Annotated in this window: 24 protein-coding genes and 1 pseudogene; 10 read left to right on the plus strand and 15 right to left on the minus strand. The window is 63.0% G+C overall.

Features of this window, described 5'->3' with window-relative positions:
• Positions 1 to 14: 14 nt before the first annotated feature.
• Positions 15 to 1082 carry a hypothetical protein gene (locus IQ220_RS08755; protein WP_193914419.1) on the minus strand — a complete coding sequence of 356 codons (1068 nt, stop codon included), beginning with the start codon at positions 1080 to 1082 and terminating at the stop codon, positions 15 to 17.
• A gap of 76 nt (positions 1083 to 1158) precedes the next feature.
• Here IQ220_RS08755 and IQ220_RS08760 point away from each other — a divergent pair, with 76 nt between their 5' ends.
• From IQ220_RS08760 to IQ220_RS08780, 8 genes are all read left to right on the plus strand, one after another.
• Positions 1159 to 1707 carry a dTDP-4-dehydrorhamnose 3,5-epimerase family protein gene (locus IQ220_RS08760; protein WP_186698755.1) on the plus strand — a complete coding sequence of 183 codons (549 nt, stop codon included), beginning with the start codon at positions 1159 to 1161 and terminating at the stop codon, positions 1705 to 1707.
• A 29-nt stretch (positions 1708 to 1736) separates the two neighbouring features.
• Complete coding sequence (locus IQ220_RS08765; protein ID WP_370566393.1) at positions 1737 to 2291, plus strand: methyltransferase domain-containing protein; 555 nt, start codon at positions 1737 to 1739, stop codon at positions 2289 to 2291.
• Between the two features lie 511 nt (positions 2292 to 2802).
• Positions 2803 to 3360 (plus strand): hypothetical protein, encoded by a 558-nt coding sequence (locus tag IQ220_RS08770; RefSeq protein WP_228009033.1) that lies wholly within the window; start codon positions 2803 to 2805, stop codon positions 3358 to 3360.
• Positions 3279 to 3962, plus strand: a complete 684-nt coding sequence (locus tag IQ220_RS15735; protein ID WP_228009034.1) for a hypothetical protein — start codon at positions 3279 to 3281, stop codon at positions 3960 to 3962. The genes IQ220_RS08770 and IQ220_RS15735 overlap by 82 nt, the downstream gene beginning before the upstream one ends.
• The gene (locus tag IQ220_RS08775) at positions 3877 to 4431 is read left to right on the plus strand and encodes an ATP-binding protein (RefSeq protein WP_370566394.1); all 555 of its coding nucleotides are present in this window, start codon (positions 3877 to 3879) and stop codon (positions 4429 to 4431) included. The genes IQ220_RS15735 and IQ220_RS08775 overlap by 86 nt, the downstream gene beginning before the upstream one ends.
• The gene (locus tag IQ220_RS16545) at positions 4416 to 4520 is read left to right on the plus strand and encodes an ATP-binding protein (protein ID WP_370566395.1); all 105 of its coding nucleotides are present in this window, start codon (positions 4416 to 4418) and stop codon (positions 4518 to 4520) included. The genes IQ220_RS08775 and IQ220_RS16545 overlap by 16 nt, the downstream gene beginning before the upstream one ends.
• A complete protein-coding gene (locus tag IQ220_RS16550; protein ID WP_255510896.1) occupies positions 4517 to 4642 on the plus strand; it encodes an ATP-binding protein in 126 nt (41 codons plus the stop codon). Before IQ220_RS16545 ends, IQ220_RS16550 begins: the two co-directional genes overlap by 4 nt.
• A gap of 284 nt (positions 4643 to 4926) precedes the next feature.
• Positions 4927 to 5607: a methyltransferase C-terminal domain-containing protein gene (locus tag IQ220_RS08780; RefSeq protein ID WP_193914423.1), complete on the plus strand. Its 681-nt coding sequence runs from the start codon at positions 4927 to 4929 to the stop codon at positions 5605 to 5607.
• A 54-nt stretch (positions 5608 to 5661) separates the two neighbouring features.
• Here the strand turns inward: IQ220_RS08780 and IQ220_RS08785 are convergent, their stop codons facing one another.
• From IQ220_RS08785 to IQ220_RS08830, 11 genes are all read right to left on the minus strand, one after another.
• Positions 5662 to 6402 (minus strand): sulfotransferase domain-containing protein, encoded by a 741-nt coding sequence (locus tag IQ220_RS08785; RefSeq protein WP_193914425.1) that lies wholly within the window; start codon positions 6400 to 6402, stop codon positions 5662 to 5664.
• Positions 6403 to 6513: 111 nt separating this feature from the next.
• Positions 6514 to 6684: a hypothetical protein gene (locus IQ220_RS08790; protein ID WP_193914428.1), complete on the minus strand. Its 171-nt coding sequence runs from the start codon at positions 6682 to 6684 to the stop codon at positions 6514 to 6516.
• Between the two features lie 476 nt (positions 6685 to 7160).
• Positions 7161 to 8186, minus strand: a complete 1026-nt coding sequence (locus tag IQ220_RS08795; protein WP_193914430.1) for a glycosyltransferase 61 family protein — start codon at positions 8184 to 8186, stop codon at positions 7161 to 7163.
• A 131-nt stretch (positions 8187 to 8317) separates the two neighbouring features.
• Complete coding sequence (locus tag IQ220_RS08800) at positions 8318 to 9136, minus strand: sulfotransferase (RefSeq protein ID WP_228009035.1); 819 nt, start codon at positions 9134 to 9136, stop codon at positions 8318 to 8320.
• A gap of 53 nt (positions 9137 to 9189) precedes the next feature.
• Positions 9190 to 11514: an N-acetylneuraminate synthase family protein gene (locus IQ220_RS08805; RefSeq protein WP_193914434.1), complete on the minus strand. Its 2325-nt coding sequence runs from the start codon at positions 11512 to 11514 to the stop codon at positions 9190 to 9192.
• 166 nt (positions 11515 to 11680) lie between these two features.
• On the minus strand, positions 11681 to 12016 hold the full coding sequence (locus IQ220_RS15740; protein ID WP_228009036.1) for a hypothetical protein: 336 nt from the start codon (positions 12014 to 12016) through the stop codon (positions 11681 to 11683).
• Between the two features lie 32 nt (positions 12017 to 12048).
• Entirely contained in the window at positions 12049 to 13002 is a 954-nt protein-coding gene (locus IQ220_RS08810) for a DUF6716 putative glycosyltransferase (RefSeq protein WP_228009037.1), read from the minus strand.
• Positions 12999 to 14048 carry a DUF6716 putative glycosyltransferase gene (locus tag IQ220_RS08815; RefSeq protein ID WP_193914436.1) on the minus strand — a complete coding sequence of 350 codons (1050 nt, stop codon included), beginning with the start codon at positions 14046 to 14048 and terminating at the stop codon, positions 12999 to 13001. Before IQ220_RS08815 ends, IQ220_RS08810 begins: the two co-directional genes overlap by 4 nt.
• Entirely contained in the window at positions 14045 to 15346 is a 1302-nt protein-coding gene (locus IQ220_RS08820; RefSeq protein WP_193914438.1) for a DUF6716 putative glycosyltransferase, read from the minus strand. The genes IQ220_RS08815 and IQ220_RS08820 overlap by 4 nt, the downstream gene beginning before the upstream one ends.
• Entirely contained in the window at positions 15343 to 16101 is a 759-nt protein-coding gene (locus IQ220_RS08825; protein ID WP_193914440.1) for a cytidylyltransferase domain-containing protein, read from the minus strand. The genes IQ220_RS08820 and IQ220_RS08825 overlap by 4 nt, the downstream gene beginning before the upstream one ends.
• A 34-nt stretch (positions 16102 to 16135) precedes the next feature.
• Positions 16136 to 18340 (minus strand): capsular polysaccharide biosynthesis protein, encoded by a 2205-nt coding sequence (locus tag IQ220_RS08830; RefSeq protein WP_193914442.1) that lies wholly within the window; start codon positions 18338 to 18340, stop codon positions 16136 to 16138.
• A 108-nt stretch (positions 18341 to 18448) separates the two neighbouring features.
• On the opposite strand from IQ220_RS08830, the gene IQ220_RS08835 reads away from it, so the two are divergent.
• Entirely contained in the window at positions 18449 to 20500 is a 2052-nt protein-coding gene (locus IQ220_RS08835) for a 1-acyl-sn-glycerol-3-phosphate acyltransferase (protein WP_228009038.1), read from the plus strand.
• Here the strand turns inward: IQ220_RS08835 and IQ220_RS08840 are convergent.
• The 3 genes and pseudogenes from IQ220_RS08840 to IQ220_RS08850 all read right to left on the minus strand — a co-directional run bounded on the left by IQ220_RS08840 (position 20501) and on the right by IQ220_RS08850 (position 23234).
• A pseudogene (locus IQ220_RS08840) lies at positions 20501 to 21720 on the minus strand (beta-ketoacyl synthase).
• Positions 21721 to 21849: 129 nt separating this feature from the next.
• A complete protein-coding gene (locus IQ220_RS08845; protein WP_193914444.1) occupies positions 21850 to 22119 on the minus strand; it encodes an acyl carrier protein in 270 nt (89 codons plus the stop codon).
• A gap of 140 nt (positions 22120 to 22259) precedes the next feature.
• On the minus strand, positions 22260 to 23234 hold the full coding sequence (locus IQ220_RS08850; protein WP_228009039.1) for a GNAT family N-acetyltransferase: 975 nt from the start codon (positions 23232 to 23234) through the stop codon (positions 22260 to 22262).
• 299 nt (positions 23235 to 23533) lie between these two features.
• Between IQ220_RS08850 and IQ220_RS08855 the strand changes: the two genes are divergently transcribed.
• Positions 23534 to 24748: a polysaccharide biosynthesis/export family protein gene (locus IQ220_RS08855; RefSeq protein WP_228009040.1), complete on the plus strand. Its 1215-nt coding sequence runs from the start codon at positions 23534 to 23536 to the stop codon at positions 24746 to 24748.
• The last annotated feature ends 16 nt before the right edge of the window (positions 24749 to 24764 follow it).

Genomic DNA, 24764 nt, shown 5'->3' on the forward strand with positions numbered 1-24764 from the left:
ATCAGCGGGCTGGCTCAGCCGACGACAGATTGATCGACCGCCTCCTCTCGACGACGCAGGGCCTGGAGGGAAGCACGGCCTGGAGGCTTGCAGAAGCGGTGCCGTGAGAGGGCCAGGGGGAGAGCCGCCGGCGTGATCGGCCCCTGGGCCGGCCAATCCATACCCCAGACCCTCAGCCCAAACCGTTGCTGGGCCTCGGCGAACTCGGCGGCGAGGGAGGGCGCGTCGAACAGGTCGGCCCAGCTGGTCTTCGGCGCCTCATCCAGGCTCGATCCCGCGAGCTGGGCCTTGAGCTTCCGGCGCAACTGCTGACGCCGTTCGCCTCGGGGGGGTTGATTGAGGCCCTGGAGGCATTGCTGAGCGAGTGCCACAGCGCGCGGCGAGAGATCTGGGGAGATCGGCAGTCCGGCCTGCCATGGCGGCGGGGCTGTCATGGACTCACCGCCGGATGCAGGCAGGTCGGAGCAGCCGGCACCTCCAAACAGGCTCAGGGTGGTCCAGGTGCTGGCCAGGCGGTGACCCCCGCCAGGCGGGTGCAGGACAAAGCGCAGCCCTCGGGCGCCGCACCATTCCAGCAGCGGTTCGAACAGGCGATCCAGCCGGTAGCGCTGGGGATGGCGCTCCAGTTGGCGTGCGGCGAAGGCGTCATAGGAGCCTGCACAGCGGAAGGCCATCAGACAACGGGCGAAGTCGCGCGCCAGTTGTTCGCGGCCGTCAAAGAGATGCACCACGATGGCCAGCTGGAAGCCCCGTTCGTCCACCTGCTGCCGCAGGCGGCCGAAGCGGCGTTCCTGAAGCAGCGACGGCACCAGGCCGGGGGCTACAGCCCACAGGTGTTCATGGCGCCGCCAGGGCTTCCACAGGCGCCCTCGCTCGAGGCGGTTCCAGGCGCTCCAGTCGTTGCGCAGCACCGCCGGCAGCAGCGCCTCGCCCGGGTGGGCCCAGATGCCGTGCTGCCGCAGCTGCCGGCGGTTGGCCGCGACATCCGCGGCCAGCTCGGCCATCAGGCCGCCATCCAGACCGGTGTGAAGCAGCAGCTCGCGGGGAGCCTTGTAGTCACGTCCTGCCCCGGACTTCACCATGTGCACCACCCAGGCCCCTGCACCCTACGGGTGAGGGTCTCTGGCAGGCTGTCACCGCCGCAGCGGCACCTTCTCCATGGCGCAGCGATTGGCCCAGGCCCACCCCACGGCCATCGAGGGGCTGGTGGAGCTGGCTTCATCGCCGTTTCTCGATGACCGCGGCAGTTTCCTGAATGCCTTCCGCCGTGAAGACCTGGCGCCCTGGTGGGGGGATCGGCCTGTGCACCAGATCAACGTGAGCCGCACGGAGCGGATCGGCGCCCTGCGTGGTCTGCACGTGCAGCGGGGAGTGACTCCGGAAGCCAAGCTCGTCCGCTGCCTGCGGGGCAGGGTGTTTGACGTCGCCCTGGACGGTCGACAGGGTTCCCCCACCCGGGGGCAGTGGCTGGCCCTGGAACTGAGTGCTGAGGCGGGCAATGCCTGGTTGATCCCCGAGGGTTGCCTGCACGGCTTTCAAGTGTTGGAGGCTGGCAGCGAGCTCCTCTACGTGCATTCCGCTCCCTACCGGCCTGCTGATCAGGTGGGTGTGGTGTGGAATGATCCAGACCTCGGCATCGCCTGGCCTCTGCCAGTGGTGGATCTCAGCCCACGCGACCAGCAGCTTCCGCGCCTGGCCGACCTTTGAGCCTCCTCTGAATCGTTTGTTCCCGTCCCGTGATCCAGCACCGCTGCCGCCACTGCCAAGCGCCGCTGGAGCAGGAGGTGATCGATCTGGGCCATCAGCCCCCCAGCAACGCCTACCTCACCGCCGAGCAACTGCTGCAGCCTGAGATCACCTATCCGCTGAAGGTGTCGGTGTGCACCAGCTGCTGGCTTGTGCAGTTGCCGGCCCACGCGGCGGCCACGCAGCTGTTCACCCCTGACTACGCCTATTTCTCCAGCACCTCAACGAGTTGGTGCGCTCATGCCGAGCGCTTTGTGGCAGCTGCCTGCGAGCGCCTTGGTCTTGGGGTTGAGACACTGGTGGTGGAGCTGGCCAGCAACGACGGCTACCTTCTCCAGTACGTGCAGGAGCGCGGCATCCCCTGCCTCGGGATCGAGCCCACGGCGGCCACCGCAGAGGCGGCGCGGCAGAAGGGCATCGCCACGATCGAACGTTTTTTCGGCGTCAGCCTGGCCGAGGAACTGGCCTCCGAGGGGCGTCGGGCCGATCTGATCGTGGCCAATAACGTGTTGGCTCACGTGCCTGTCCGACGACAATCTGGTTGAGGGGTCGCGCCAAACAGGTTGACCGCTCTGGAGTGGATCAGCTGAATCCGGTTGCCATGCGCAGGGCACCGGGCCATGCCTGCTCCCCTCAACGCTCACCAGATTGCGCTGTACATGTCCAAACGACGAGCCGGCAGCCGCCAGGAGGTGGCTGCCGCAGCGGCGGGCATCTCGGTGAGCAGTGCTCACCGGATCGACTCAGGCCGCCTCCAACCCCAAGCTGCCAAGCCCCGCAGTAGGCGCCGACCAGATCCTCTGGCTGAGGTGTGGGAGCCTTTGCTGCTGCCGCTGCTGGAGCGGCATCCAGCCCTGACGCCCACCACCTTGCTGGAGCACCTGCAGGAGCAAAGCCAGATCAGGACTTGAGTTCGGTGAAACGCACCCTGCAGCGGCGGGTGCAGCAGTGGAAGGCGCTGCATGGCCCGACGCCGGAGGTGATGTTTCCGCTGGCGTATCAGCCGGAGAGATCGGCTTCTGCGACTTCACCAAGGTCAAACGGGTCGTCATCACCTTGAGAGGAGAGCCCTTTCCCCATCTGCTGTTCCACTACCGCCTGGCCTGGAGCGGCTGGGCCTATGGCCAGGTGATCCACGGCGGCGAGAGCTTTGTGGCCCTCTCAGAGGGGCTGCAGAACGCCCTGGCCGCCTGTGGTGGTGTGCCGCGGGAACTGCGTACCGATCGGCTCTCGGCCGCCAGCCGCAACCGTGACGGCAGCTATGCCCTCGACATCACCCCCCGCTACCAGGCGCTTTGCGCCCACTACGGCCTGAGCCCCAGCCGCAACAACCGGGGGGTGGCCCATGAGAACGGCATCGTCGAGGCACCGCACGGCCATGTGAAACGGCGGCTGGAGCAGAAGCTGCTGCTGCGCGGCAGCTGCAATTTCGACGAGCCGGCCGAATACGGCGAACTGCTGGCCGAGGTGTTCAGCGCCCTCACGCCCCCAGGCAGCGGCGCTACGAGCAGGAACTCGAGCATCTCGGTGCTTTGGCGGCCTTCCGTTTTGCGGACTACGAGCTGCTCAACGTTCGGGTGCGCAGCACCAGCACGATCGAGGTGCGGCAGGTGATCTACTCGGTGCCGCCCACCCTGATCGGCCGCCAGGTCACGGTGCGGCTGCACCATGACCGGCTGATCGTCTACCTCGGCAGCGATTGGGTCTGCCAGCTGCCCCGTGCCTATGGCACCGGCAGCCATGGCCCGAGGGCCTGGTGCATCGATCTGGAGCACCTGATCGATGGCCTGCGCGCCAAGCCACGGGCCCTGCTCCATTGCCGCTACCAGCGCCACCTCTTCCCCGACCAGCACTGGTGGAACTTCTGGCAGCGCCTGCTTGCCAGCGGTGACCGTGACGCGGCAGCCCGGCTCATGGTTGAGGCCCTCTATGTCGCCGTACGGGTGGCCTCATTTGCGCTGGTGCTCGCCTTCCTACAGCAGGCGCAGCAGCGTCAAATCCTGTCTCTCTCGCTCTTGCAGCAGCGATTCCGCGTACCGCCTCGCCCCAGCGCCCTGCCTGATCCCGTCATTCCCCAACACCTGCTGGCCTCCTATGACCACCTCCTCCCCGGTGCCCCGCTCAGCAGCTGTGGAAGCGGCGCTGCCGCTGCTGCTCAAACAGCTCAAGCTCGCCCGCTTCCGCAGCCATTGGCAGCGGCTCGCTCAGCAGGCTGAGGCCGAGGGCTGGAGCCCTGGGCAATTCCTCTATGCACTCTGCGAGCAGGAAGTGGATCACCGTCAGGTGGCACGGCGCCAACGGCTGCTGCGGGATGCCCACCTGCCCTGGCAGAAGGGGATCGACGGGTTTGATCAGCAGCAGATCGAGGCCAAGCACTGGCAGGAGCTGCAGGTGCTCTCCCGCAGCCACACCTGGCTGCTGCAGGCCGAGAACCTGCTGCTGTTTGGCCCCAGCGGCGTGGGCAAGACCCACCTGGCCATTGCCATCACGATGGCGATGATTGAGCAGGACCAGGCCTGCCGCTTCTTCCCGGCCACCGCCCTGGTGCAGCTGCTGCAGAAGGCCAAGGCCAGCTTTGAGCTCCCAGCCCTAATCCAGAAGCTGGATCGCTACGCCCTGCTGGTGATCGACGACATCAGTACGTACGGCGCAGCGAGCTGGAAACCTCAGTGCTGTTTGAGCTGATCTGCCACCGCTACGAGCGCCGCTCCCTGCTGGTGACCTCCAACCAGCCGTTCCGGGAGTGGGACACGATTTTCCAAGTGGATCGATGACCGTGGCGGCAGTGGACCGGCTGGTGCACCATTGCCACATCGTGGGTATCAAGGGCGAGAGCTACCGGCAGAAGCAAGCGGCCGCAAGGGTTTCCAGCGTCTCCAGCCACCCACCTACGTAATTGACGCGGACGTCATGGCCGTCACGATCGAGGCCAGCAACCACTCTGCCCAAAAGAAGCATTGCGGCGACACGAAAACTGGCCCACCCGCCTTGAGATGGCCGCCGGAACCACAACTTGATTGACGCGCCGCGACAGCCTGGTCACGATCCCGATCCCCGCTGCGATCTCAGGCTCCAGCGGGCTTCCGAACAACCACTCTCTACCGGTCAACCAGATTGACGCCACCCGTCAACCTGATTGACACGGGACACGTGCCTGACATCAATGACTTTCTGGCCGGCATGGCCATCTTGCTGAAACCCAGCGGCCATGTGTCAATCGAGTTTCCCCATCTGCTGGAGTTGCTGCTGGGCAACCAGTTCGACACCATCTATCACGAGCACTACAGCTACATCGGCCTGGCCACCCTGCAGCTGATCGCAGGCCAGGCCGGCCTCCAGCTGATGGACGTGGAGAAACTTCCCACCCATGGCGGCAGCCTCAGGGTCTGGCTGGCTCGCCGCGACGTGGACCAACAGCCGTCAACCCAGGCTCAGGCCAGGATCGACACCGTGCTCGCGGCCGAGGCCGCCGCAGGACTCTGGTCTGTGCAGGCCTTTCGAGGTTTCCAGCAGCGAGCCGAAGCGACCAAGCATGCCCTGCTGAGGTTCCTGCTGGAGGCCCGGCAGCGGGGCGAGACGGTGCTGGGCTATGGAGCGGCGGCCAAGGGCAATACCCTGCTGAACTACGCCGGCGTGCGTGCCGATCTCCTGCCCGTGGTGGCGGATAAGGCAACCAGCAAGATCGGTCGCTTTCTGCCAGGCAGCCACATTCCGGTGCTCTCGCCAGAGCAGTGGCTGGCTCTGCAGCCGAGCCAGGTGCTGGTGCTGCCCTGGAACCTGGCGGCTGAGGTCAAGGCCAGTTTTCAGGCCAACCCGGAGATGCTGTTCTACCGGGCAATCCCTACCCTCGAGAGCATCTGAAGCTCCGAGGCCTCAAGCCAGTTCTCAAGCGAGCCAGTTGTCTCATGACAACGGTCACCCCTGGGGGGGATCGGTGTACATGGCCTTGCGAAAGCACAGGGGATAGTTCTTCTGGCGCAGCCAGTCGCGGGCAGCCTGTTCAGAGGCGATGGCTTCCTCCACGGAGAGGGTTTCTTTCCAGGCGCCAAAGCGGCCATCGGTGATGTGATTGGTGGTGATGAATGTTTCCAACCGCACCGATTGATCGCCTGTGCTCACCCGCTGGGAGCGCTGCCGCTGCTTATCTGGCGCAGCCTCTTCCACCAATTCCTGTTTGAGGGCAGTGGAGACGGATAAGTCCAGAAAACTTTCCAGATCATTCACGAGGCTGGGGATGTCATTAACAATGGTTTCGTAACGCCCTATCCAGCAGTGATGACGATCTTCGAATACCGCCCCGATCTCGATCTCCTCGCGAACGAACTTGGCTGCAATCGTTGGACCACGATCTTCGCTGCCAAACAGGAAGCGATTCTTGCGCCAGGCTGAGGCCAAGGCATCCCGGACATCGCGGTAGGTGTAGAGGTAGAGAGCACCTTGATCGGGAAGCGCACGGCGCAGCTCCCGCCGCGGGATATGAACCTTTGCGAGCCAAGTGTGAGCAGGATCACTGGCTCTGGCATGCATCTGCTCCACTGAGCTGCCGAGACCATTACTGCTGACGGTCAGCTCACAACTAGCGCTCAGCAGGCCCTTGGCCAACTGAGCTACCAAGGTTGAGCCAGATCGGTGCATCCCACAAACCACGACCAGCATGACTCGCATCCAAAACCATCTGTAGACTCTAGAATGCAGAGTCACCAGCCCCCTGACAAATCTGTCAGGCAACTGGTGAGAGAGGGTGAGGGTTTGGAGTTGAGCTCAAGGCTATGTTGTCATGGCATAGCCATAGCCATGAAAATCAAGCCCATAGAGTTTGTTGATGCGCTCTACTGAGCGCCGATCAACGCGTAAAGCAGGATCTACTCCATACTTTGCAGCCATTGCATGTTGCAGCTGAGGAACTGGAAGCAAAAGCCTGTAGGCAATGTCTTCCACGGCAGCGTCGAGGTCTTCGAACTTATAGATCGCATTGAGCTCCTCAGTTAGGATATTCCCGTAAACGCAATTGGGACGGTAAGCACGTGTACACTTTGATTCGAGAGCTAGTAGGTCCGAAACCGCATGAAAGCGAGTGTCATGCTCCAGCGTGATAGGAAATCCAAACTTCTGCTTGTACCGGCAAAAGTTAATGCAATGGTTCTTGGTGCCCACTCCGTAATATCGACTGAATTTGGAGAGAAATGAGAACGATTTACAGTATGGATCGCGGACAATCGTAAATTCAAAATAGTCTCTCCAGAACTCGGAATAGATTGTTTTTGCTTGGATGGTCGTTAGACGTTTCTCGTTGGGACTACAAAGGAATTGTGGATTAGTCTCAAGCTATGATTCGATGCTGGTCCCTGCGGTGCGTGGAATATGAATAAAAATACAACGATGTTCATGGGAGATCATAGGTTGAATAGGGTCTTCTAGTCGGCAGCTAGCTTTTCTATGGACTGAACCACAGTATTTATATTAAAATTGTTGCTGCGTTGAAAGCCTTCGTCGGCATTGAGACGCATGGAGATGTCCGGATGGCAGTCCACATAAAAATCTTCGAACTTGCAAGCTGCATCAATATTCACCCAGTTGGTGCTGAGGGTTTTCGCCCCTGCTAGGAACATGACCTGCCTAGCAGGAGGATGGCCTTCTGTCTGCGGCACAAAGACCTTGAGATTCATGCAAGCTTGGGGAAAACCGATCACCCACTCGTACTCGCGATAGACGGCAAGCTTCTGCTCAAAGCTCAACTCTTCGGGACAAATCACATCAACTTGACGTAGTCTCCCGATGCGGTCTACCACATCAGCTTCTCCTGGAAACTTGGTTGTTCCTGCGCTCAGTTTGTGGCGGGAAAGATAAGCAATCTTCTGTTTGTGTTTAGTATGGATTAGCTTTTCGCGCAGCTGGGGGCACAAGGCAGCAAGGCAAGCGTGGTGAAAGTCGCTGGTGACAAAGCAGCGATCCCTGTAAAGCACGCTGCTTGATACCAGTGTTTTAGCTCTGATCGGTCTGCGGACAAGCCTTGCCCTCTCCCGGATGCCCAGGCACTCCAGCCACTGGGTGAGCAAAGGCTCATTCGCAAGGGTTTTCCCCTTACGCAGTCGGTGATAGTGAAACCAGATAGGAGCATCAAGATCTCGAAACAACCGTAATAACTGATAGGTTCGGGTTAGATCCAGAAGTAAGTGACCGAAATGATCAAATAGAGTGCCACCATAAAGTACCAATTCTTTATCCATGGGTTGGGCGCCGATACCCCGGCCTTGGCTGATCTCCCGAAGCCGGTCTTCTTGGGGGTAATTAAAGTGTCGTGCACCGCGTTTGTCGTTCAAGGCTTCAATGAGTGCCCCATCTTTGTTCACCACGCCATGACTCATATTGAGCCACCAACGTTTTGAATAATGCTGGTGACGACTAATATCGAGAACCAAAGCATCACTTTCAACGATCATCTGACTTGGTTGCCCGACTGAAGCCCTTCCCCACCATGAGGGATGGCGTTTCGTAACGGTGCCAATCAGGTTAAGGGCTGGTTGCATGATTCAAGTCAGAGAGGCCAGCCAGCCAGGTGGGCAGCACATCATCATAATTTCCAGTAGTCGGCTGGTTTGTCGATGTAGCCCAGGAATTTCCTAGTGTCCGCTTTGAGGCGACGGGCTACACGCCATTTCATTAGCCATGGCCACTCAGGCTTGTCAACGTAGCGACGACCCTGCTGGCCCGCTTCATTGACCAGGGGCAAGTGGGTGCCATCATTGAGAAGTTGCCCTGCTTCACCTGGAATGGCTAAAAAATCAAGCACAGTCTGGAGGGTATGTTGGGGTGATGTCAGCAGATCTTCAAAGGTCAGACACAAAATCTGTTCATCAGGAAAGTATCTTCTGAAACTGCTGATGCGCTGATAGTAAAGCGAGCATCCGATCAGAAAATGTTGCAACCTCGAGGTTTCAAGTAGTTGGTAAAACTCCCTGGTAGCAGGATGCTTCCCTTTGATGTGACGCCATTGCGATACCAGACGATCTAGAGGGTGTCTGGTCATGTAAATGATCTTGGTGGCCGGTAGATAGGTTTGCATCAAGGCGGCTGTGTGCTCAAAGCTGGGCAGGGTGCTGCTGTACATTGTGCTGCCTTCTCCGCGTAACCTGGCCTGGCTGCCGTCCTCGAAGAGCTTCGCGTACCAGTTCCAGCCTTTGTCATAACGTCTACCGAAGAACTTCGGTTCCTTTGGCTTGGCCATGAAAATGTCGGGATGTCTGCCTAGCACTCTGGTCAGCGTGGTGGTGGCTGACTTGGCTGCCCCAATCACGATGAAGTTGGGAAGTGTGTTGACTGGAATCCGGGCCACAGTGTCATGGTCGGCGCCATCCAGCCCGCGCGCGATCGACGCGAGCAGCTCCTCCATGTCAGGTTCAGCGGCTGCGCTAGATCCAGCCCACAGTGCGGATGGTTGCGGCATCAGTTCAGCAGGGAAGCTTGGGCACCAAGCGTGCGTTCCGCTGCGGCCAAGCCGGAGGGCACCGCGGAGCTCTTGGGTTGGTCATGACGTTCAAGACGCTCGAGTGCAATCCAGGCTCCCTCCCCCTGGTTCTTGTGGCCTTGCCAGATCTCGGGGATGAACGAGGCTGCGGGTGCGTGGTGCCGTAGCATTCGAAACAACAAAGGCCAGTCGATTTCGCCTTCGTCGATTTGAAGGCCTTCCCCGTCCACGCCACTGGCATCGGCCAGATGCAGGTGGGCCGTGAACGGCAGAATCCGTTCCAGAAAGCCATGAAATGACTGGCCAAGGTGGTTGCAGGCCAGTTTCGAGTGGGAGGCATCCAGGCAAACCCGATAGTGATGCTCTTTGCAGAACGACTCAATAAAGTCAGGGTCAACAAACAAATTGTGGAATCGTTGCCCGCCGAAATGCCAGGGGAAAGGAGGCATGGTCTGTGGGATGATTTCCACACCATCACAGCGCAGGGCTGACAGACTCGCCTCAAGCGCATCCAGCATCGGCTGCCTGGCTTCTGGCAGCAGGTGCTGATGAGCTGAAAACCCTCCCATGTTGGTCACCAGCAACACGTCTTCTGGACAGTTGAAGCGTTCGCGCAAGTCCTTCGCCAGATCCAGCACCCGTTGCAATTGCTTGATCGAATGCTGCCTGTAGTCGCTGTCGATGTTGCAAAGATCCAATGTGTGATCCCCAGCGAACAATTCAGGGGCATGAACCACGAGGCCCAAGGGGATGTGGTTCGGAATGGCTTTGGTAATAGGGATTTCGAGGTCTTTGTAGCTGAGGTGAATCTCCACCAGGTCTAGATTGCTAGCCTTGCTGAATAGATCGAGATCGTGATAGCGAACAGGCACTCCAAATCGATTGCCGAACTGATAGTGACGTGCCTGGACGGCATCCTGCCCTAGGTCAGACTCGAAGAAGAAGTCGCCGGGATTCTTGTCGCTACTGAGCGTGTGCCCCAGCAGATCATTGAGCCGGTAGGGCTGCAGGCCTTGGCCAGGGCTCTGAACCCGCACCATGGAAGCCTCGATCACCGTGCCACGGGGGATCGGGCAGGCTGCCACCAGGCTTTTGGCCAACACTTCGCGGTTCATCAGCTCTCCCTGGCTGATGGCGCGCTCGGCATCGCTGCCCATGGAGTCTTCCACAGCTCGAATAGCCTCCACCATCCGACGAAACTCATCTGGCAGCAGGCTCACTTTGTGATCGTTGCCCTCCATGCCCGGATCAAGGGTGATGTGTTTTTCCACCACGGTGGCTCCCAGAGCCACTGCGGCGATGGGCACCTCAATGCCACGTTCGTGGCCCGAATAGCCCACCGGCCCGCCGGAGAGTTCGCGCAAGCGCGCGAGATAGCGCAGATTCACATCCTTGTAGGGAGTGGGATAGGTGGAATTGCAGTGGAGCAGGGCAAACGGGGCGCCTTGCTGGCGCAGGTGTCGAATGCCGCTGCTGATCTCCAGCTCCGTGGCCATGCCGGTGGAGCAGATCAGGGGCTTGCCCGTGGCGGCGATGGCCGTGAGCAGGTCGTGATTGGTGAAGTCCGCCGAGGCCACCTTGAAGGCCTCCATACCCCAGCGCTGCAACTTTTCGAGGCTGCTGACATCCCACGGTGTGCACAGGGGAATCATGCCCTTGCGGGCCGTGTAGTCAAAGCAGCGGTAGAGCTCGTCGTCTTTCAGCTGGAATCGCTCCAGCAGATCGAGGGTGTACTGGGTACCCAGATCAGAGGCCATGTCATTGCTGTCGCCAGCATTGACATAGAGATTCCTCATTTCCCGCATCTGGAACTTGGCACAGTCCACGCCTGCTGCGGCCGCCGCATCGATCAGCTTCAGGGCCAGCTCGAAGCAGCCATTGTGGTTATTGCCGATTTCCGCAATCAGGAAGCTTGCACTGCCATCCCCGATCACACGACCTGCGAGTCGCAGTTCACGGGCTCCTTCAATGGCCACGGCGGTGATGCGTCCGTGGCTGTCGAGCAGTGGCACCAACTGGATCTGGGGGCTGAACAGCGGTGCCAGATCGGCTGGGCTCATGCCGACCAGTCCGGAGCGGCACTGGGGATTCATGGCCCGCGTCACCGGCGCGTTCAGATCGATTGGGCTGCAGTCCGCCACCCAGCGGCGAAAGTCACCGTCGCTGAGCACGCCCTGAAGGATGCCACTTTCCGAGACGACAAAAATCAGCCGTGACTTATTGGCCGTGATTTTGGCTAGGGCCGACAGAACAGTGTCTTCTGCGAAGACCACAAACTGAGTAAAATTCTGCTCGATCTGCATGGCCTTACCCCTCTAACAACAGCATCGACGATTCAAGCGTTTTGGAATCCCAGTCTGCTGACCCAGTTGCTCAGCCCAGTTTGTCATCCAAGCGGGCCAACTCAGCTGCTGTACTCTCGTCCGCTTTGCGAGAGAACAGTGTTTAATCCTCATAGCAGTGGCCAGCTTACAGGCTGAACCTGGGGCTGGCCAGCAGCAGCAAGCGCCGCCCGAGGCGACTGGGGCAACGCACCGCCTTCAGTCTGCGCTGGATGTTGCCATTGTCAGGCCGCTGCAGGGCGGCCATTTCCAGCAGCTTCCCCGCCTCGGCGTAGTCGTGGGCCGCGATGGCCGTCTCTGCTGCGCGCCGCAGCTGGTTGCTGGAGATGTCGGCGGAATTCACCACATAGCCCCGATGCTCCAGTTCCACTGGGTCTTGAGCAGGGGCGCCAGCCTGTTGGAGCCGGTGGCGCTTGATGGCGTCGAACAGCCGGCTCGGGCTGCAGCCCTCGTCGTAGCCCACCCAGTGGAGCCAGGCCGAATCCCCCTGGAGTCCTACCAGGCGTCGAGGTCGCCGATGGCTGCCAGGCTGCGCACCAGTCCCGAGCCCCCGAAGAAGTCGCTGCCCAGGTCGCCGCGCAGGCCGAAGTCGCCCATCACCAGCGCTGAGCAGCCATGGTCGAGGGCGTCGAACAACGCCGTGGAGGACAGCGTGGCGAACAGGCGGCTCTCCGCCAGCAGTGCGGCCAGGGGGGCGTAGGAGACCGTCAGGTTGGCCGGACGACGACGGCACGCCTGCTCGAGGGTGGTGGTGATGTGCTCGCCGATCTCATGGAAGGTGGCCTCATGGGGCGCCACCCGGGGCTTCAGCACCACCTGCCAGTCGCTGAACCGCTGGGCCAGGTCCACCACCAGCCTGGCCAGCTGGCGCCGCTCCTCCAGGCTCGCGGGCATGGCCACCTGTTCGGCGAACACCAGCTGCCGTGGACGTTCGGCCAGGGGCCTCACCTCAGCCACCCTGGCTCGCCGCAGCCCGGTGAGCACCGTGCGCTGGCTCCGGAAGGGCGTGTGACGCAGGAAGCGCTCGAAGCGCGCCTGGTCGCGCGGGCCGTTGAGACAGATCAGGTCGTAGCCCAGGCGCCAGGTGACGGCCTCCTCGAAGCGCTCCAGCACCACGCCGTTGAACCCGCAGAAGAGCAGGGCCCTGGGTTGGAGATCGTGCTGACGTGAGCGGAGGTAGGCGCTGCGGAAGCCGGCGATCTTGCTGCCGGTGAGGAACACCCCGATCGCTGCGAAGCGGCTGAGACCCGGGTCCTGCAGCAGCGTGCTCAAGCTGCCCTGTTGCACCGTGCCCAGCTGTTCCATCCGCCGCTTCACCGCCTCCGGGGTGCCGTCCCGGGGGATCAGGTGGATGGTGAGCTCAAGGCCGGCGGCGCGGTGCCCCCGGGCCAGGGCCTCGCAGTACAGCATCTGGCTGTCCGAGTCGGCGATCAGCAGGACGGCGCTCATGCCTGCTCCGCCAGGTCGGTTGCCTGCGTTGCCCCGCCCGCCAGCCACTGGATCAGGGCACTGGGACCGGTGCCGATCTCCCAGCCCAGCTCCCTCAGCCAGCCGGGATTGGGGGACGGCAGATGCAGCAGCTCCTCGAGGTTCTCGCAGCTGGTGATCCGGCCCATCACCCCGGAGCCGAACAGCAGGGGCCCCTGCATGTCGGAGCGGATGCCGTAGTCGCCCAGCAGCAGCAGCGGCAGCTCACGGCCCAGCACCTCCCAGAGCAGGGGACTGCTGATCGTGGCGCAGACGCCGGCCCGATCGAGGCTTCGGGCCCAGTCCGAGGGCGGGGCCAGGCGCAGGTTGGCCAGGGGGGAGCGCTGCTCCAGCAACGCGCCCAGGCTGGGTTCGCTGTCTTCGACCGCGGCGGAACCGGCATGGTTCCCTGCATGGCCCAGCCCATCCTGTAAGGGATCGCTCTGAAGGATCACCTCCCAGTCCGGAGAGCTGGAGCAGAGGCGCTCCAGCACCTCCAGCAGCCGCAGACGCGCCCCTGGGGCGGGCGGCAGCATCGCCTGCTCCAGGAACACCAGGCGCCGCGGCCGGGATCCTGGGGCTGCGGCAGGGAGCTTCGGCGCCAGCCCCCACAACCCCAGCAAGGCCGTCGGCGGGGGCGATTGCCCGCACGTGCGCACCAGGTCTGCCAGCTCCTCCTGCTGACGCGGGCCCTGCAGGCAGAGCAGGTCGACTCCGAGCCGTGGCAGCAGATCCATGGCCAGGTCATCGCCCACCAGGGGCGTGGACGGTCCACTGAACACGGCCACCGGCGTACGGCCCCTCAGGGCGGCAGCCTGCCGCAGCCGTTGCAGGAAGGGGGGCACCTGCAGGGGGTTGATGAACAGCCCCACGCCGTCAAGATTGAGCAGCAGATCGCTGCAGCTCAGGGCCTCCAGCCCCAGGGGCGCATCCATCAGCACCTCCGCTCCTGCCGACTCCAGCGCGGTGGCGAGGGCCCCGCAGGCGGAGCGGGTCGCCGGGCTGTCGCTCACCAGCAGCACCCTCATCGGCCGCGGACGAAGTTCTCAACCCAGTGGAGACCGAGCACGAGGTCGCGCAGATAGCGCATCACATTTTTGCCGCGGTGGCTGGTCTTGAGGCGTGAACGGTTGCCAGCGCTGCTCAGCATCCGCCGGCCGCCGTGGCGGAGGGCGTACTGCTGCCAGGGCTCGGCCCCCCAGCCCGGCGGGCCCGGGGAGCTGGAGGGCCTGCTGGGCTGGGAGGCCTCCCTGCCCCGTTCGAGCAGCTGGGCCATGGCCTCGATGAAGCGTTCGCGGCCGTCCTGACAGCGGCCGTGGCTGTCGAGCCAGGCCTCGTCGTGGATCGGCGTGAACGGATCGGCGATGATCGCCTCGAAGCTGCGCACCGTGTTCGAGGCCACGAAGTAGTGGTTGCCAAGCGTTTCGTTCACCCCCAGGTCGGCCACGATGCGGGTGCTGATGCCCAGGGCCATCGCCTCCATGGCCGCCGTTGACGACACGGTGATGGCGCAGCCGCACTGGCGCAGCAGGGCAAGGCTCGGCTTGTAGTTGATCTGCAGGTTCGGTGATTTGCGCATCAGCTTCTCGATGCGGCTGGCCATCTCCCCGTGGCGCCTGTGCAGGGTGCGCTCCACTCCGGAGGTGCGCGGCTTGAAGATCACCGTGTGGTCTGGCCAGCGCTTGGCGAGGTCGTTGAGCCGGTTGCAGACGTAGTGGCGCTGCAGAGGATTGCCGGGCACCGAAGGCTGCTCAAAGAAGACGATGCTCGGCTTCTCCACGGGGCCGCGGCGGCCTGGGTGCAGGCTCCAGAGGATCGGCAGGCCCGTCACCACGGCATTGCTGGCCGAGATTCCCAGAGCCTGGCAGGCGTGGCTGTAGAGCGCCAGGTCCACCGGGGAGTTGAGGCAGAGCAGATCGGCACCGGAGCGATCCATCATCCCCTCGATCTGGTGGCGGAAGAGGATGCCGGGGTAGGCGCTCACCGTCAGGGGCCAGCGCCCATCAGGCATCTCCGATCGCAGCAGCATCTGCAGCTCACGGGTGCGCTGGCCGTCCAGGCCCAGCACCAGGGCATCGAGCTCGGCGAGGGTGGCGCGGATCTGGCGGAGGGTCTGCCAGTCCTGGCGCACGATTGTCACCTTGGCGTCGATCCGCTGGATTTCAATCAGCTGCCGCCGCGACAGACGGCGGCCCTGGATTTCCAGCAGGAACAGGGTGGTCGTTGCCCCCTGCTTGCGGCACACCGACAACATCGCCATGGCGGTCTTGCCAAAGGAGTCGAAGCTCGCGATGGCGGCGATCTGTCGGTCCTGCAGGCGGCTCATCCGCCCAATCCTCCGGGAACGGCGCCCTCCAGCAGCGGGGCCAGCTGGCGGCAGAGGGCGAGATCGGCCGGGGTGTCAATCTCTGGGGAGAGCGCCTCGATCTGTACCGGCAGCAGAGGTGGCACGAAGCGGCTGCCGGCACTCAGGAAGGCCTGGGTACGCAGGGCATAGATGGAGCCTGTCTCGAGAAAGCAGGGCTCCAGATCCTGGCGCCTCTGGCGGGGGCGGCTGGCGTCGTGGTTGAGGCCCACCCCCCAGCCGTCAGCATCGCGGCCCCACAGGAAGCCGTGCCACGGCGTCACGGCAAAGGCCAGGTTGGCCTCCGACCCCTGCAGACTCCGCACCACCTGGTCAATCTGCTCGCCGGTGGTGAATGGTGAGGTGCACTGCAGAAAGACGAACACGGGGGGGAGGGCCCCCTGCAGGCCCAGGTCGCGCAATGCGTGCACCAGGGCCGACTCCGACGACGCCCCGTCGCCTGCCAGCTCCGCAGGCCGGCTCACCAGCTCGGCGCCTGCTGCGGCGGCGGCCTCAGCGATCGCCCCATCGTCGGTGCTGACCACCACCCTGCCGATGCACGTGGCGGCGAGGGCGCACTGAACCGTGCGACCCACCAGGGGTAGCCCACCCAGGGGCTGGAGGTTCTTGTGGGGTATGCCCTTGGACCCGCCCCTTGCCGGAATCAGGGCCAGGGGCGGGAGAGCGGGATCGATCAGCGGTTCGGACCAGTCGTGGCGCGGGATCGGCAGTTCCATCCCCAGGACTCCGGGGTCCGCACTGAGCCCGAACCTAGCAGCGCCCATCGGGGCTCCAGGCACGCAGCCGCGCTCGGATCTGGGCCAGCCGGAAGTGCAGCTTCGGCGGTGGATTCAGCCCCAGCAGCTCCAGCCAGCGGGGCAAGGGGGTGGGGAAGGTGCCGGGATCGCGGCGCAGCAGCCCCAGCTCCTCCACGACCCGCTCCGGTGTGGTGAAGGCGCCTGAAGCCTGGCTCAGATAGATCGGGTAGTGGATCAGGGCGCCGTAGACAAGCTCATCGAGCTCCAGATCCCGGCCCCGCCGCTCGCACTGCAGCTGGTCGCGGCTGAGCCCCCAGCCGGCATAGAAGGGCAGGCCCCAGGTCTCCACCGGGATGCCCCGCAGCAGGGCTTCGAAGCCGGTGATTGAGGTGCGCACGTGCACGCTGTCCACCTCCTGGAGCAGATGGTCCATCGGCGCCTCGGCAAGCACCAGATCGCAGTGGCGGTGAGCCTCCGCTTCCCCTGGGCCGGGTTTCTGACGCCCGGAAACCACATCCGGATGGGGCTTGTAAATCAGGAAATCGTCCGGATAGGCCGCGCGCACCGCCTGCAGCAGCTGCAGATTGCTGCGCACGCTGGCCTGCTCCGGCACGCCATAGCGGATCGAGAGGTCCACCTCCACCTGGCCGGGCACCAGGCGCACCTGCCTGCGCCCCAGGTCTGAGGGACGGCTCCACAGGGGCGCGCGCAGGTTGTATTTCGTCACCCCCGCCGCCACGATCCGCTGCCGCAGGGCCGCGGCCCGCTGTCGCTGGGCAGCCGTGAAGCGGTGTTGGGCCAGGAAGGTCTCCAGGTCGCAGGCGCAGGAGGCGTCGTAGTAGATGCCGGAGTGGTCCACCACCCAGGACACCGGCGGCACCCAGCGCAGCCACCATCCCTGCCCCACCGACCGCAGAAAGCCGTCTTCGGCGTGGATCAGGGGGCTGCCGGCCTTCCGCAGACCCAGCCCCACCCGGTTGCCCCACACCAGGGATCTCCAACCGGCCTCCCGGGTCGGCCTGGCATGGAAGGGGCGAAAGCGCAGCCGTCCGGGGCTGAGGGAGCGCTGAAAGCGCCGCACGGCCTGGCGTTTCCAGCCGGCGATCCCAAACACCTCCAGGGCCGGTGGCACCGCGGCCCGCTGGCGCCGCTGCAGTCCGACATGGGCGATCAGTGCCTCGGGACTGGTGAGCTGGCGGGTTTCGGGATTGAGGTAGCGGGCGTACCCCACCAGGCAGGCATGCACCAGATCCTCCAGCTGTGCACCTCCTGCGCGGGCTTCCCTTGCCCGGGCCGGGTGATCCGTGGCTGGCAGCCGGTCGTGGGTGAGCCCCCAGCCGGCATAGAAGGGCATGCCGAAGCAGTGCACGGGCCTGCCCCAGATCAGGGCCTCGAAACCCATCTGGGAGGTCACCACATACACGGCGCTGGCGGCTTCCAGCAGGGCCGCAGGATGGCCGCCATCAGCACAGGCCAGCACCCTGGGGTGCTGGAAGACCGCCGCCGGGACATGCCCCCGGCGCCGCCCGCTCACCACCTCGGGGTGGGTCTTCAGCACGACCTGGTGCCCGGGGAAGTCCTGCAGCGCGGCCTCGAGCATCGCCAGGAAGCTGGCTGCGGAGGCGGCGCCGTGGCGGATGGAGACATCGCCCGCCACCTGATCCACCACAAGCACGAACGGGCCATCGGGGGGCGGCGACTCCCGGGCCCCGTTCAGCTTGCTGACCCGGTGCTGCCGCCAGGCCGCCGCCAGCTGCCGGGCCCGCTGCTGCTGGGCGGGATCCAGGCCCGAGGCGATCAGCCCCTCCAGCCTGCTCGGCCGGGAGGCGTCGTAATGGATCCCCCGATCGTCCAGCAGGATGCCAAGCGGCGGTGAGCCCGGTCCTGGATCCACCGAGCGCAGGAAGGCGTCCTCGACCCGCCACAGGGGCAGGCCCCTGCGCACGGCCTCCCGTTCGCCCCAGAGCCCGCTGCGGCGCCGTCCCCACACCAGCAACGCGTCGGGGTCAAGGCGCCTGCAGGCACGGCGTCCCACCACAACCTGCGCTGGAGCCAGCAGCGCCTCGAGAGTGGTGTGGGCCAGCACAAGGGGATCGGGAAGGCCGATCAGAGGTTCCGGCCCGCCCAGGGCGGCGGTGGTTGCGGAGGTGCCTCCTGCAGGGGCGGGACTGGGGCTGGGCAGGAGCGGGAAAGCGGCCGGCTGCGGGCTGGTCGCCATCCTTTGTGCCGGAGGTTGGTGAGGCAATCTTACGCCTTGCTCCCTGGATCCATCACCTGTCTCAGTGCCTGTCTGCACTGGGTTTCAGCCCGACCTAGCCGCTGCAGCATGGGAGAATCGCCTCGTCCGGCCGCAGGGGTGGCATTGGCCAGCGTTCAGATTCAGATCGAAGGCCCGGTGCTGCTCCTGATGGGCCCGATCGGTCTGTTCTTCTCGCGCCTCTGGCGGTATCTGCACGACTGCGGCGTGCCGGTCTACAAGATTTCCTATCCGCTGCACGAATTCGGATTTCCTCGGCAGGCCAGGATTCCGTTTTCAGGTTCCATGGAGGAATGGCCAGCATTCCTGCGGGAGGTGATCCAGGAAAAGGGGATCCGCCACCTGTTCATGTATGGCGACTTCATTGATCCGCATCGCCTGGCCATTGAAGTGGCCCAAAGCCTGAACGTTGATGCCTATGTGTTTGAGCTGGGTTACGTCAGGCCGAACTATGTCACTCTGGAGCGTGATCGCGTCAACTGCCGCTCCAATCTCAACCAGCCGGTGAGCTTCTATGAGGCCCTGCCAGCGGTGGCCCATCTGCCCCAGGCACGCCTGGATCCTGGTTGGCGCTGGCGCAAGATCTGGAAAGCACCCACCTTCATCCAACACGCCTTCACGCGCTACAGGATCATTGAAGGGGAGCACAAGTTGCAGCCCTCGCCAGCCTTTCTCTGGTGCCAGGTGCGGGGCTCCGTGCGCTACTGGATGTATCGGCTGCAGGAACGCAAGCTCAAGCACCTGTTGGTCGAAAACCTGTCGTTCTTCCTGGCGATTCTTCAGGTCTCCAGTGACTCCCAGATCACCACAGGGTCAGGATTCCGCGGCATGCACGATTTCATTGAAACGGTGATCGTGTCATTTGCAGCCCATGCCCATCCCTCAGATCATCTGGCTTTCAAGCACCATCCCCGCGATCGTGGTTACAACAACTATAAATCACTGATTCACCTGCTGGCCGAGAGGGAAGGTGTCGCTGGCCGGGTTCATTACTTCCACGATGGTCCCCTCAGCGCCTTTATTCGAACCTGTCGCGGCGTGGTCACCGTGAACAGCACCGTGGGGCTGCAGTCTCTTTTCCATGCGGCAGCCACCAAAGTGATGGGGCAGACGTTCTATAACCTGCCGGGCCTGACGGATCAACAGCCATTGGATGGGTTTTGGGCCGCGCCCCAAACCAGCAGTCGGCCTTTGTTTTACCGCTTCTACAACCACCTCGTCACCACCACCCAGATCAACGGCAACTTTGATGGTGAATTCCCTTTCCGCGAGACCTTGCCGGTAGCCCTTTCGGCGCGCTCCAGTCCAGCGCAGCTGGGGCGGGCTCAGGCCACCAGCCTGGGCTGGGTGGTGCCGCTGCGGGTGATCTATCGCCTGTTCTGCTTCTGGGCCATGTATGTGGCCTATGCCTTGGAGCTGATCGCTCTCACCCTGAGGCTGCGGCGACTGGCCCGACATTTGCTCACCGCGGTCGCCCGCTTCGGCCTGCGCGCCGTGGGCATCGATGTGATTGTGGACGACAGCCTGTTGCTGCAGGATGATCAGTGCCGACGCATCCATATCTGGAATCACAACAGCCCCTTTGATGTGTTCGCCATCCAGGGCTATCTGCAGATTCCCGCGGTCACCACCTCCGGGTTGCATCTGAACCGGTTGCTGCCGTTCTTTGATCGTTCCGCCACCAATGCCGGCCATGTGCTCCTGGATCATCGTCAACCCGATCAGCGACGCAGCACGCTCTGGAAGTCGTCGCAGGTGCTGGAGCGCCACGGCCAGTTGATGATTGCGCCCAACGGTTCCCTGAAGACGTCGATCCTGCAGCGCGCTTCCGCCAGTGCCTATCTGCTGGCCCGCCGCCATCGGGCCACGGTGGTGCCCTGGTGGTTTGAGTACAGAGGGCTGGAGGGCATCGAGGCTGGGGTGCTCTACAGACCACTGCGCCTGCTGGCCCAGCGACTCACGGCCCCACGGGTTGTGCTCCACTGTCGCCAGGGTCGTCCCGAGGATCTCGGCTTGCCGGTTGAGGAGAACCATCGGGAGGGTTTCTCCCGCCGCGTGATGGCGTACTACTCCCAGGATGCGGCCGGCTGGGCTGAGCGCCATCACCATCGGGCCAGTTGATCAGGCCCCCTGCAGCACCAGGGAAATGTTGTGCCCACCAAAGCCAAACGCATTTTTGAGCACATAGCGTTGCTCAACCGGCACCGTGAGCCGGGTTGGTTCCCCCCGCACTAAGTGGAGCTGAACGGCGGGATCCTGGGGCTGACTGTTGGCGCTCACAGGAACCTGCCCGCTGGCCAGGGACCTGATGGCCATGATGGTTTCCACCGCGCCGGCCCCGCCGAGCATGTGGCCGAACTGTCCTTTCGGTGCCGTCACCGCTAGAGCCGCGTTGGCTTCTCCCAGAAGCCCACCGATCGCCTGGCTTCCGCCAGATCACCCATGGCGGTACCCGTGGCATGGGCCTGGATGAAACTCAGATCGGCCACGGCCAGACCGCTGCGCTGCAGGGCCTGCTGCATGGCGGCCCGGGCCTGGGTGCCATGGGGTTCGGGCGACACCATGTGATGGGCATCGGCGGTGCTGCCCGCATCCAGCAGGTACGCCTCACAGAGGGCGCCGCGGGCGTTGGCATCGGCCTCGCGCTCCAGAACCAGAATGCCGGCCCCCTCAGCGATCACGAAGCCATCCCGATCCAGGCCATAGGGGCTGGAGGCCAGTTCCGGAGTGCTGTTACGGGTGGAGAGGGCGCGCATGGCACTGAAGCCGGCCAGACCCAGTTGGTTCACGGGGGCCTCCGAGCCCCCCGCCACCACCACATCGGCGCGGTCATCGCGCAGCAGCATCAGGGCCCAGAGCAGGGCTTCGGCGGAGGAAGCACAGGCCGAAACGGGAGTGTGGGCGCCGCCGTGGGCACCGAGGGCAATGCTGATCTGGCCTGCCCCCGCATTGGGAATCAGCATCGGCACCGTCACCGGATTCACCCGCGAGGGGCCCCGTTCCAGCAGGATCCGGTACTGCTGTCCCATGGTCTCCAAACCGCCGATGCCGCAGCCCACCACCACCGCAACCCGGCGTTCGGACAGACCACCAGGAGCGTCGAGGCCCGCCCCCTGCCAGGCCTCCCTGGCCGCGAGCAGGGCCAACTGGGAGCAGCGATCGAGGCGGCGCCTGAGCAGGGGCTCCAACTGGGCCGTGGGCTCGTCTGGGATCATCCCCGCCACCCGGGATGGCAAGTCCTGAGCCCACCCGTCCGCCAGAAGGCTGATGCCTGATCGGCCTGCGAGGTAGGCCTGCCAGCAGCTCTCTACCCCGGCACCCAGAGGCGAGAGGGCTCCCATGCCCGTGATGGCGATCCTCTCCTTGGCCACGGCTGGGTTCAGCGCTGTGCGCGAAACATGGCCAAACCTACGTGGTGGGGCCTGCGCCTACGGAGCCCCAACCGTGCTCAGTCCCCGGCCCTGGGGCATTCAGCGAGGGGCTGGCTGGGTCGCGGTGAGTGCACGGGCAGTGACGTAATCAACGATGTCGCGCACAGTCGTGAAGGTAAGGAGATCCTTTTCTTCGATTTTGATGCCCATGGTTTCATCGGCCTCAATCAGAATCTCATAGAAACCAAGGGAGTCAACACCGACATCATCAATGATGAGGGCATCCAGCTCAATACCCGCGGGATCCACCCCGGCGATCCGGGCCAGAATATCTTTCAAACCGGCCAGAATCTCTGCCTCGGTGAGCACGGGGCTGGGCTCTGATTGCAGGTGGCCTGCGCAGGATGGCAGCCCTTCGTTGGATTCTGGGGTGACTGAATCTGTCAAGAGTTTGCGACTACGACGAGCTGGAGCGGGGTCTGACCGGATGCTCTATGAAGATTATTTTATCACTGACTCAAGGGTTTGCCAGCACGGCCTGGACCACTGGGGTCAATCTCAGAAGGACCACGGAACCAGGGAAACTGCCGGTACACCGGCGCGTGGGAAAAGCCAATGAAATGCTGCAGCCGTCGGCGGGGTACCTTTGTGAGGTCGGCTGTCATTAAAATCTCGGTGATCTGGTTGAAGTCTTTGGCCACTGAGATATCATGACTTTTGGCACCCATGAGATTGATGTATTGTCGTAACAACACCGGGAGCTTGAAGCTGCCCAGCTGTTTCTGGGTTTCACCTTCCAGTCTCTGGATGGATTGGCAGCTGCCACCCGCGTGGCGTTCATCACCGCGGAAGCCCCTTGGGTAGCGGGCCGGGGGGATGTCAGTGTTGTCGTCCCTGAACGGAGAGAGCATCAGGGAACGAAGAAAGTAATCATTCACACTGCCTGGATATTGGAAGTGATTATAGGATACTAATCCATAGATAGCAGTGTAACCTGAGGCAATGGCTGCTTGAAGGCCTCCTCGGAATAGGGTCATCAGCGAAGCAGGTTGCCTCTGAAATGCTGGCGAAATTGCGACCCTGCCGATCTCAAGATGGCTGCCACGGGTGATCAGAAAATTTTTGATTCCTGGGTAGACGTGCTCAAGATATGATGTTGCAGAGCTGTGGGCAAGACCGCAGGGGCTGGGGTCAGTAGAAGGGGTTTCAACAGGCACAAACTGGAGGCGGGCTGTCCCTGCAAGGGCAAATGTTGCATCGTCAACCAAAATAAAGTGATCGTAGAATGGATCTCTGCCATCCAAGTCTTTGTTGTTCCCGGAGCCGGAAAGCTTCTGTCTGTAGGTCAGCTCTCGCAATAGGCCGACTTCATCTGAAAAGTTTTCGAACGTGTTGCCAGGAATAAGAAAGAGGGTTAATCCGTAGTTGGAAAAGAAATAAAATGGCTTGATGTCGTCAATCAGTGCACGGCTCAGGGGGATCATCGGTCGCTGGGGCTGAGCGCGGTGGACGGTCGTGCTGCCCATGAAACCACCTTGGCAGGCTCAGAACCAAGGCCCAGGCTGAGGCCCTGAGGCCCCGCCGGTTCTGAGGCTGTCACCTGGATCCGAACGGACTCTGCCCTTACAGTGAGCGACCAATGCTGAACCGCCAGTAGCGGCCGGAGGTCAGCGTGTTTGTCGAGGTTTCGATGCTGCTCTCCGTCCGTGTCCATTTGACAGCCGCCGCCCAGGCACCGCTGCGGATTGGAGCTGCGGGGCTGCTGCTCGCCAGTCCTGGACTGATGGTTCTCGGCATCCCTGCTCAGGCAGGCCAGCGGCAGCCTTTCGCCCCGCAGGCCGCTTCCGGTGCTTGGCTGGCCCAGCGCCAGGCTTACCCGATGACTGGGGAGAAAGCTGCGCCCCAGTCAGATCCCTCGGTTCCCAGCGCCTTCCCGGGTCAACCCGAGGTGCAACAGCAGCGGCAGACCAGGCAGGCCCGCGCGCGCCGGGCCACCTTCAGCCCGGAAACCAGCAATTTCCGCTACCGCCTGGCGCCCGGAGATCGGGTGAGGATTTCTGTTTTCAAGGTTGAAGGCTATGCCGCAGAAACGGAAGTTCTCAGCGACGGCACGGTGAACCTGCCTCGGATCGGGTCAGTCAATGTGTGGGGTTTGACGCTGGATGAATCCAACCAGCGCATCACAAGTCTCTACTCCACGATCCTGCGTCGACCCCTGGTCTACATCGACCTGATCGCGCCCAGGCCGGTGCGGGTGTCGTTGGTGGGTCAGCTGGAGCGGCCAGGCTTTTATACCCTCAGCCGTGATCCATCGACGTCAACGTTGCGAGCGGCAGGCCCAGGTGTGGAGGGCACGGTGGTGGCAACCTCTGGTTGGCCCACCATGGTGGATGCGATCCAGCGGGCAGGCGGCATCACGGCCATGGGGGATCTCTCCAATCTGGTGCTTGTGCGCCAGGGCAATGTTCCTGGAGAGGCGCCGCGTGAATATCACTTCGACTATCTCAGCGTCCTGATGAACAATGTACAGGTGGTTAATCCCCTGATTAATGACGGTGACATGATCAGGGTCGGCAAGTTGGAAGGCGCTCGATCCAATGAAGCCTTGATTGCTACTGGTGCTTCCAACTTCGCTCCCGATGCCATCTCGGTGAATGTCGTTGGTGAAGTAGAGGTTCCTGGTATCAAGCAGGTGAAGTCAAATAGCCCCCTGACCAATGCGGTGATGGCCGCCGGCGGACTTGACCCCCAGCGCGCCAGGGTCTCCAACGTCCGCCTGCTGCGGTTGGAGGCCGATGGTTCGATCCTTTCCCAGGAGGTGGCCTTTGACCCTTCAGCCGAACTGGGTTCGGAGGCCAATCCCCCCCTGCGGAATGGTGATGTGATCGTGGTGTCCCGTAACAACTGGACCCGTTTCAATGACACTCTGTCGCAGGCGGTGGCGCCCCTCGGTCCCCTGTTGAATGCCGCCTCCCTTTACAACATCCTGACTCGCTGAGGCGTAGTGTTGAATG

Source organism: Cyanobium sp. LEGE 06113, assembly GCF_015207615.1.

Excerpts from the sequence above, each read along its gene's own strand:
- IQ220_RS08755 (WP_193914419.1), bottom strand. The coding sequence starts at position 1,082 with ATGGTGAAGTCCGGGGCAGGACGTGACTACAAGGCTCCCCGCGAGCTG.
- IQ220_RS08850 (WP_228009039.1), bottom strand. The coding sequence starts at position 23,234 with ATGATCCCCCTGAGCCGTGCACTGATTGACGACATCAAGCCATTTTAT.
- IQ220_RS08815 (WP_193914436.1), bottom strand. The coding sequence starts at position 14,048 with ATGAGGGTGCTGCTGGTGAGCGACAGCCCGGCGACCCGCTCCGCCTGC.
- IQ220_RS16550 (WP_255510896.1), top strand. The coding sequence starts at position 4,517 with ATGACCGTGGCGGCAGTGGACCGGCTGGTGCACCATTGCCACATCGTG.
- IQ220_RS08785 (WP_193914425.1), bottom strand. The coding sequence starts at position 6,402 with ATGCTGGTCGTGGTTTGTGGGATGCACCGATCTGGCTCAACCTTGGTA.
- IQ220_RS08760 (WP_186698755.1), top strand. The coding sequence starts at position 1,159 with ATGGCGCAGCGATTGGCCCAGGCCCACCCCACGGCCATCGAGGGGCTG.
- IQ220_RS08835 (WP_228009038.1), top strand. The coding sequence starts at position 18,449 with ATGGGAGAATCGCCTCGTCCGGCCGCAGGGGTGGCATTGGCCAGCGTT.
- IQ220_RS08780 (WP_193914423.1), top strand. The coding sequence starts at position 4,927 with ATGGCCATCTTGCTGAAACCCAGCGGCCATGTGTCAATCGAGTTTCCC.
- IQ220_RS08825 (WP_193914440.1), bottom strand. The coding sequence starts at position 16,101 with ATGGAACTGCCGATCCCGCGCCACGACTGGTCCGAACCGCTGATCGAT.
- IQ220_RS08830 (WP_193914442.1), bottom strand. The coding sequence starts at position 18,340 with ATGGCGACCAGCCCGCAGCCGGCCGCTTTCCCGCTCCTGCCCAGCCCC.
- IQ220_RS08800 (WP_228009035.1), bottom strand. The coding sequence starts at position 9,136 with ATGGAGGAGCTGCTCGCGTCGATCGCGCGCGGGCTGGATGGCGCCGAC.
- IQ220_RS08810 (WP_228009037.1), bottom strand. The coding sequence starts at position 13,002 with ATGAGCGCCGTCCTGCTGATCGCCGACTCGGACAGCCAGATGCTGTAC.
- IQ220_RS08855 (WP_228009040.1), top strand. The coding sequence starts at position 23,534 with ATGGTTCTCGGCATCCCTGCTCAGGCAGGCCAGCGGCAGCCTTTCGCC.
- IQ220_RS08820 (WP_193914438.1), bottom strand. The coding sequence starts at position 15,346 with ATGAGCCGCCTGCAGGACCGACAGATCGCCGCCATCGCGAGCTTCGAC.
- IQ220_RS08805 (WP_193914434.1), bottom strand. The coding sequence starts at position 11,514 with ATGCAGATCGAGCAGAATTTTACTCAGTTTGTGGTCTTCGCAGAAGAC.
- IQ220_RS08795 (WP_193914430.1), bottom strand. The coding sequence starts at position 8,186 with ATGATCGTTGAAAGTGATGCTTTGGTTCTCGATATTAGTCGTCACCAG.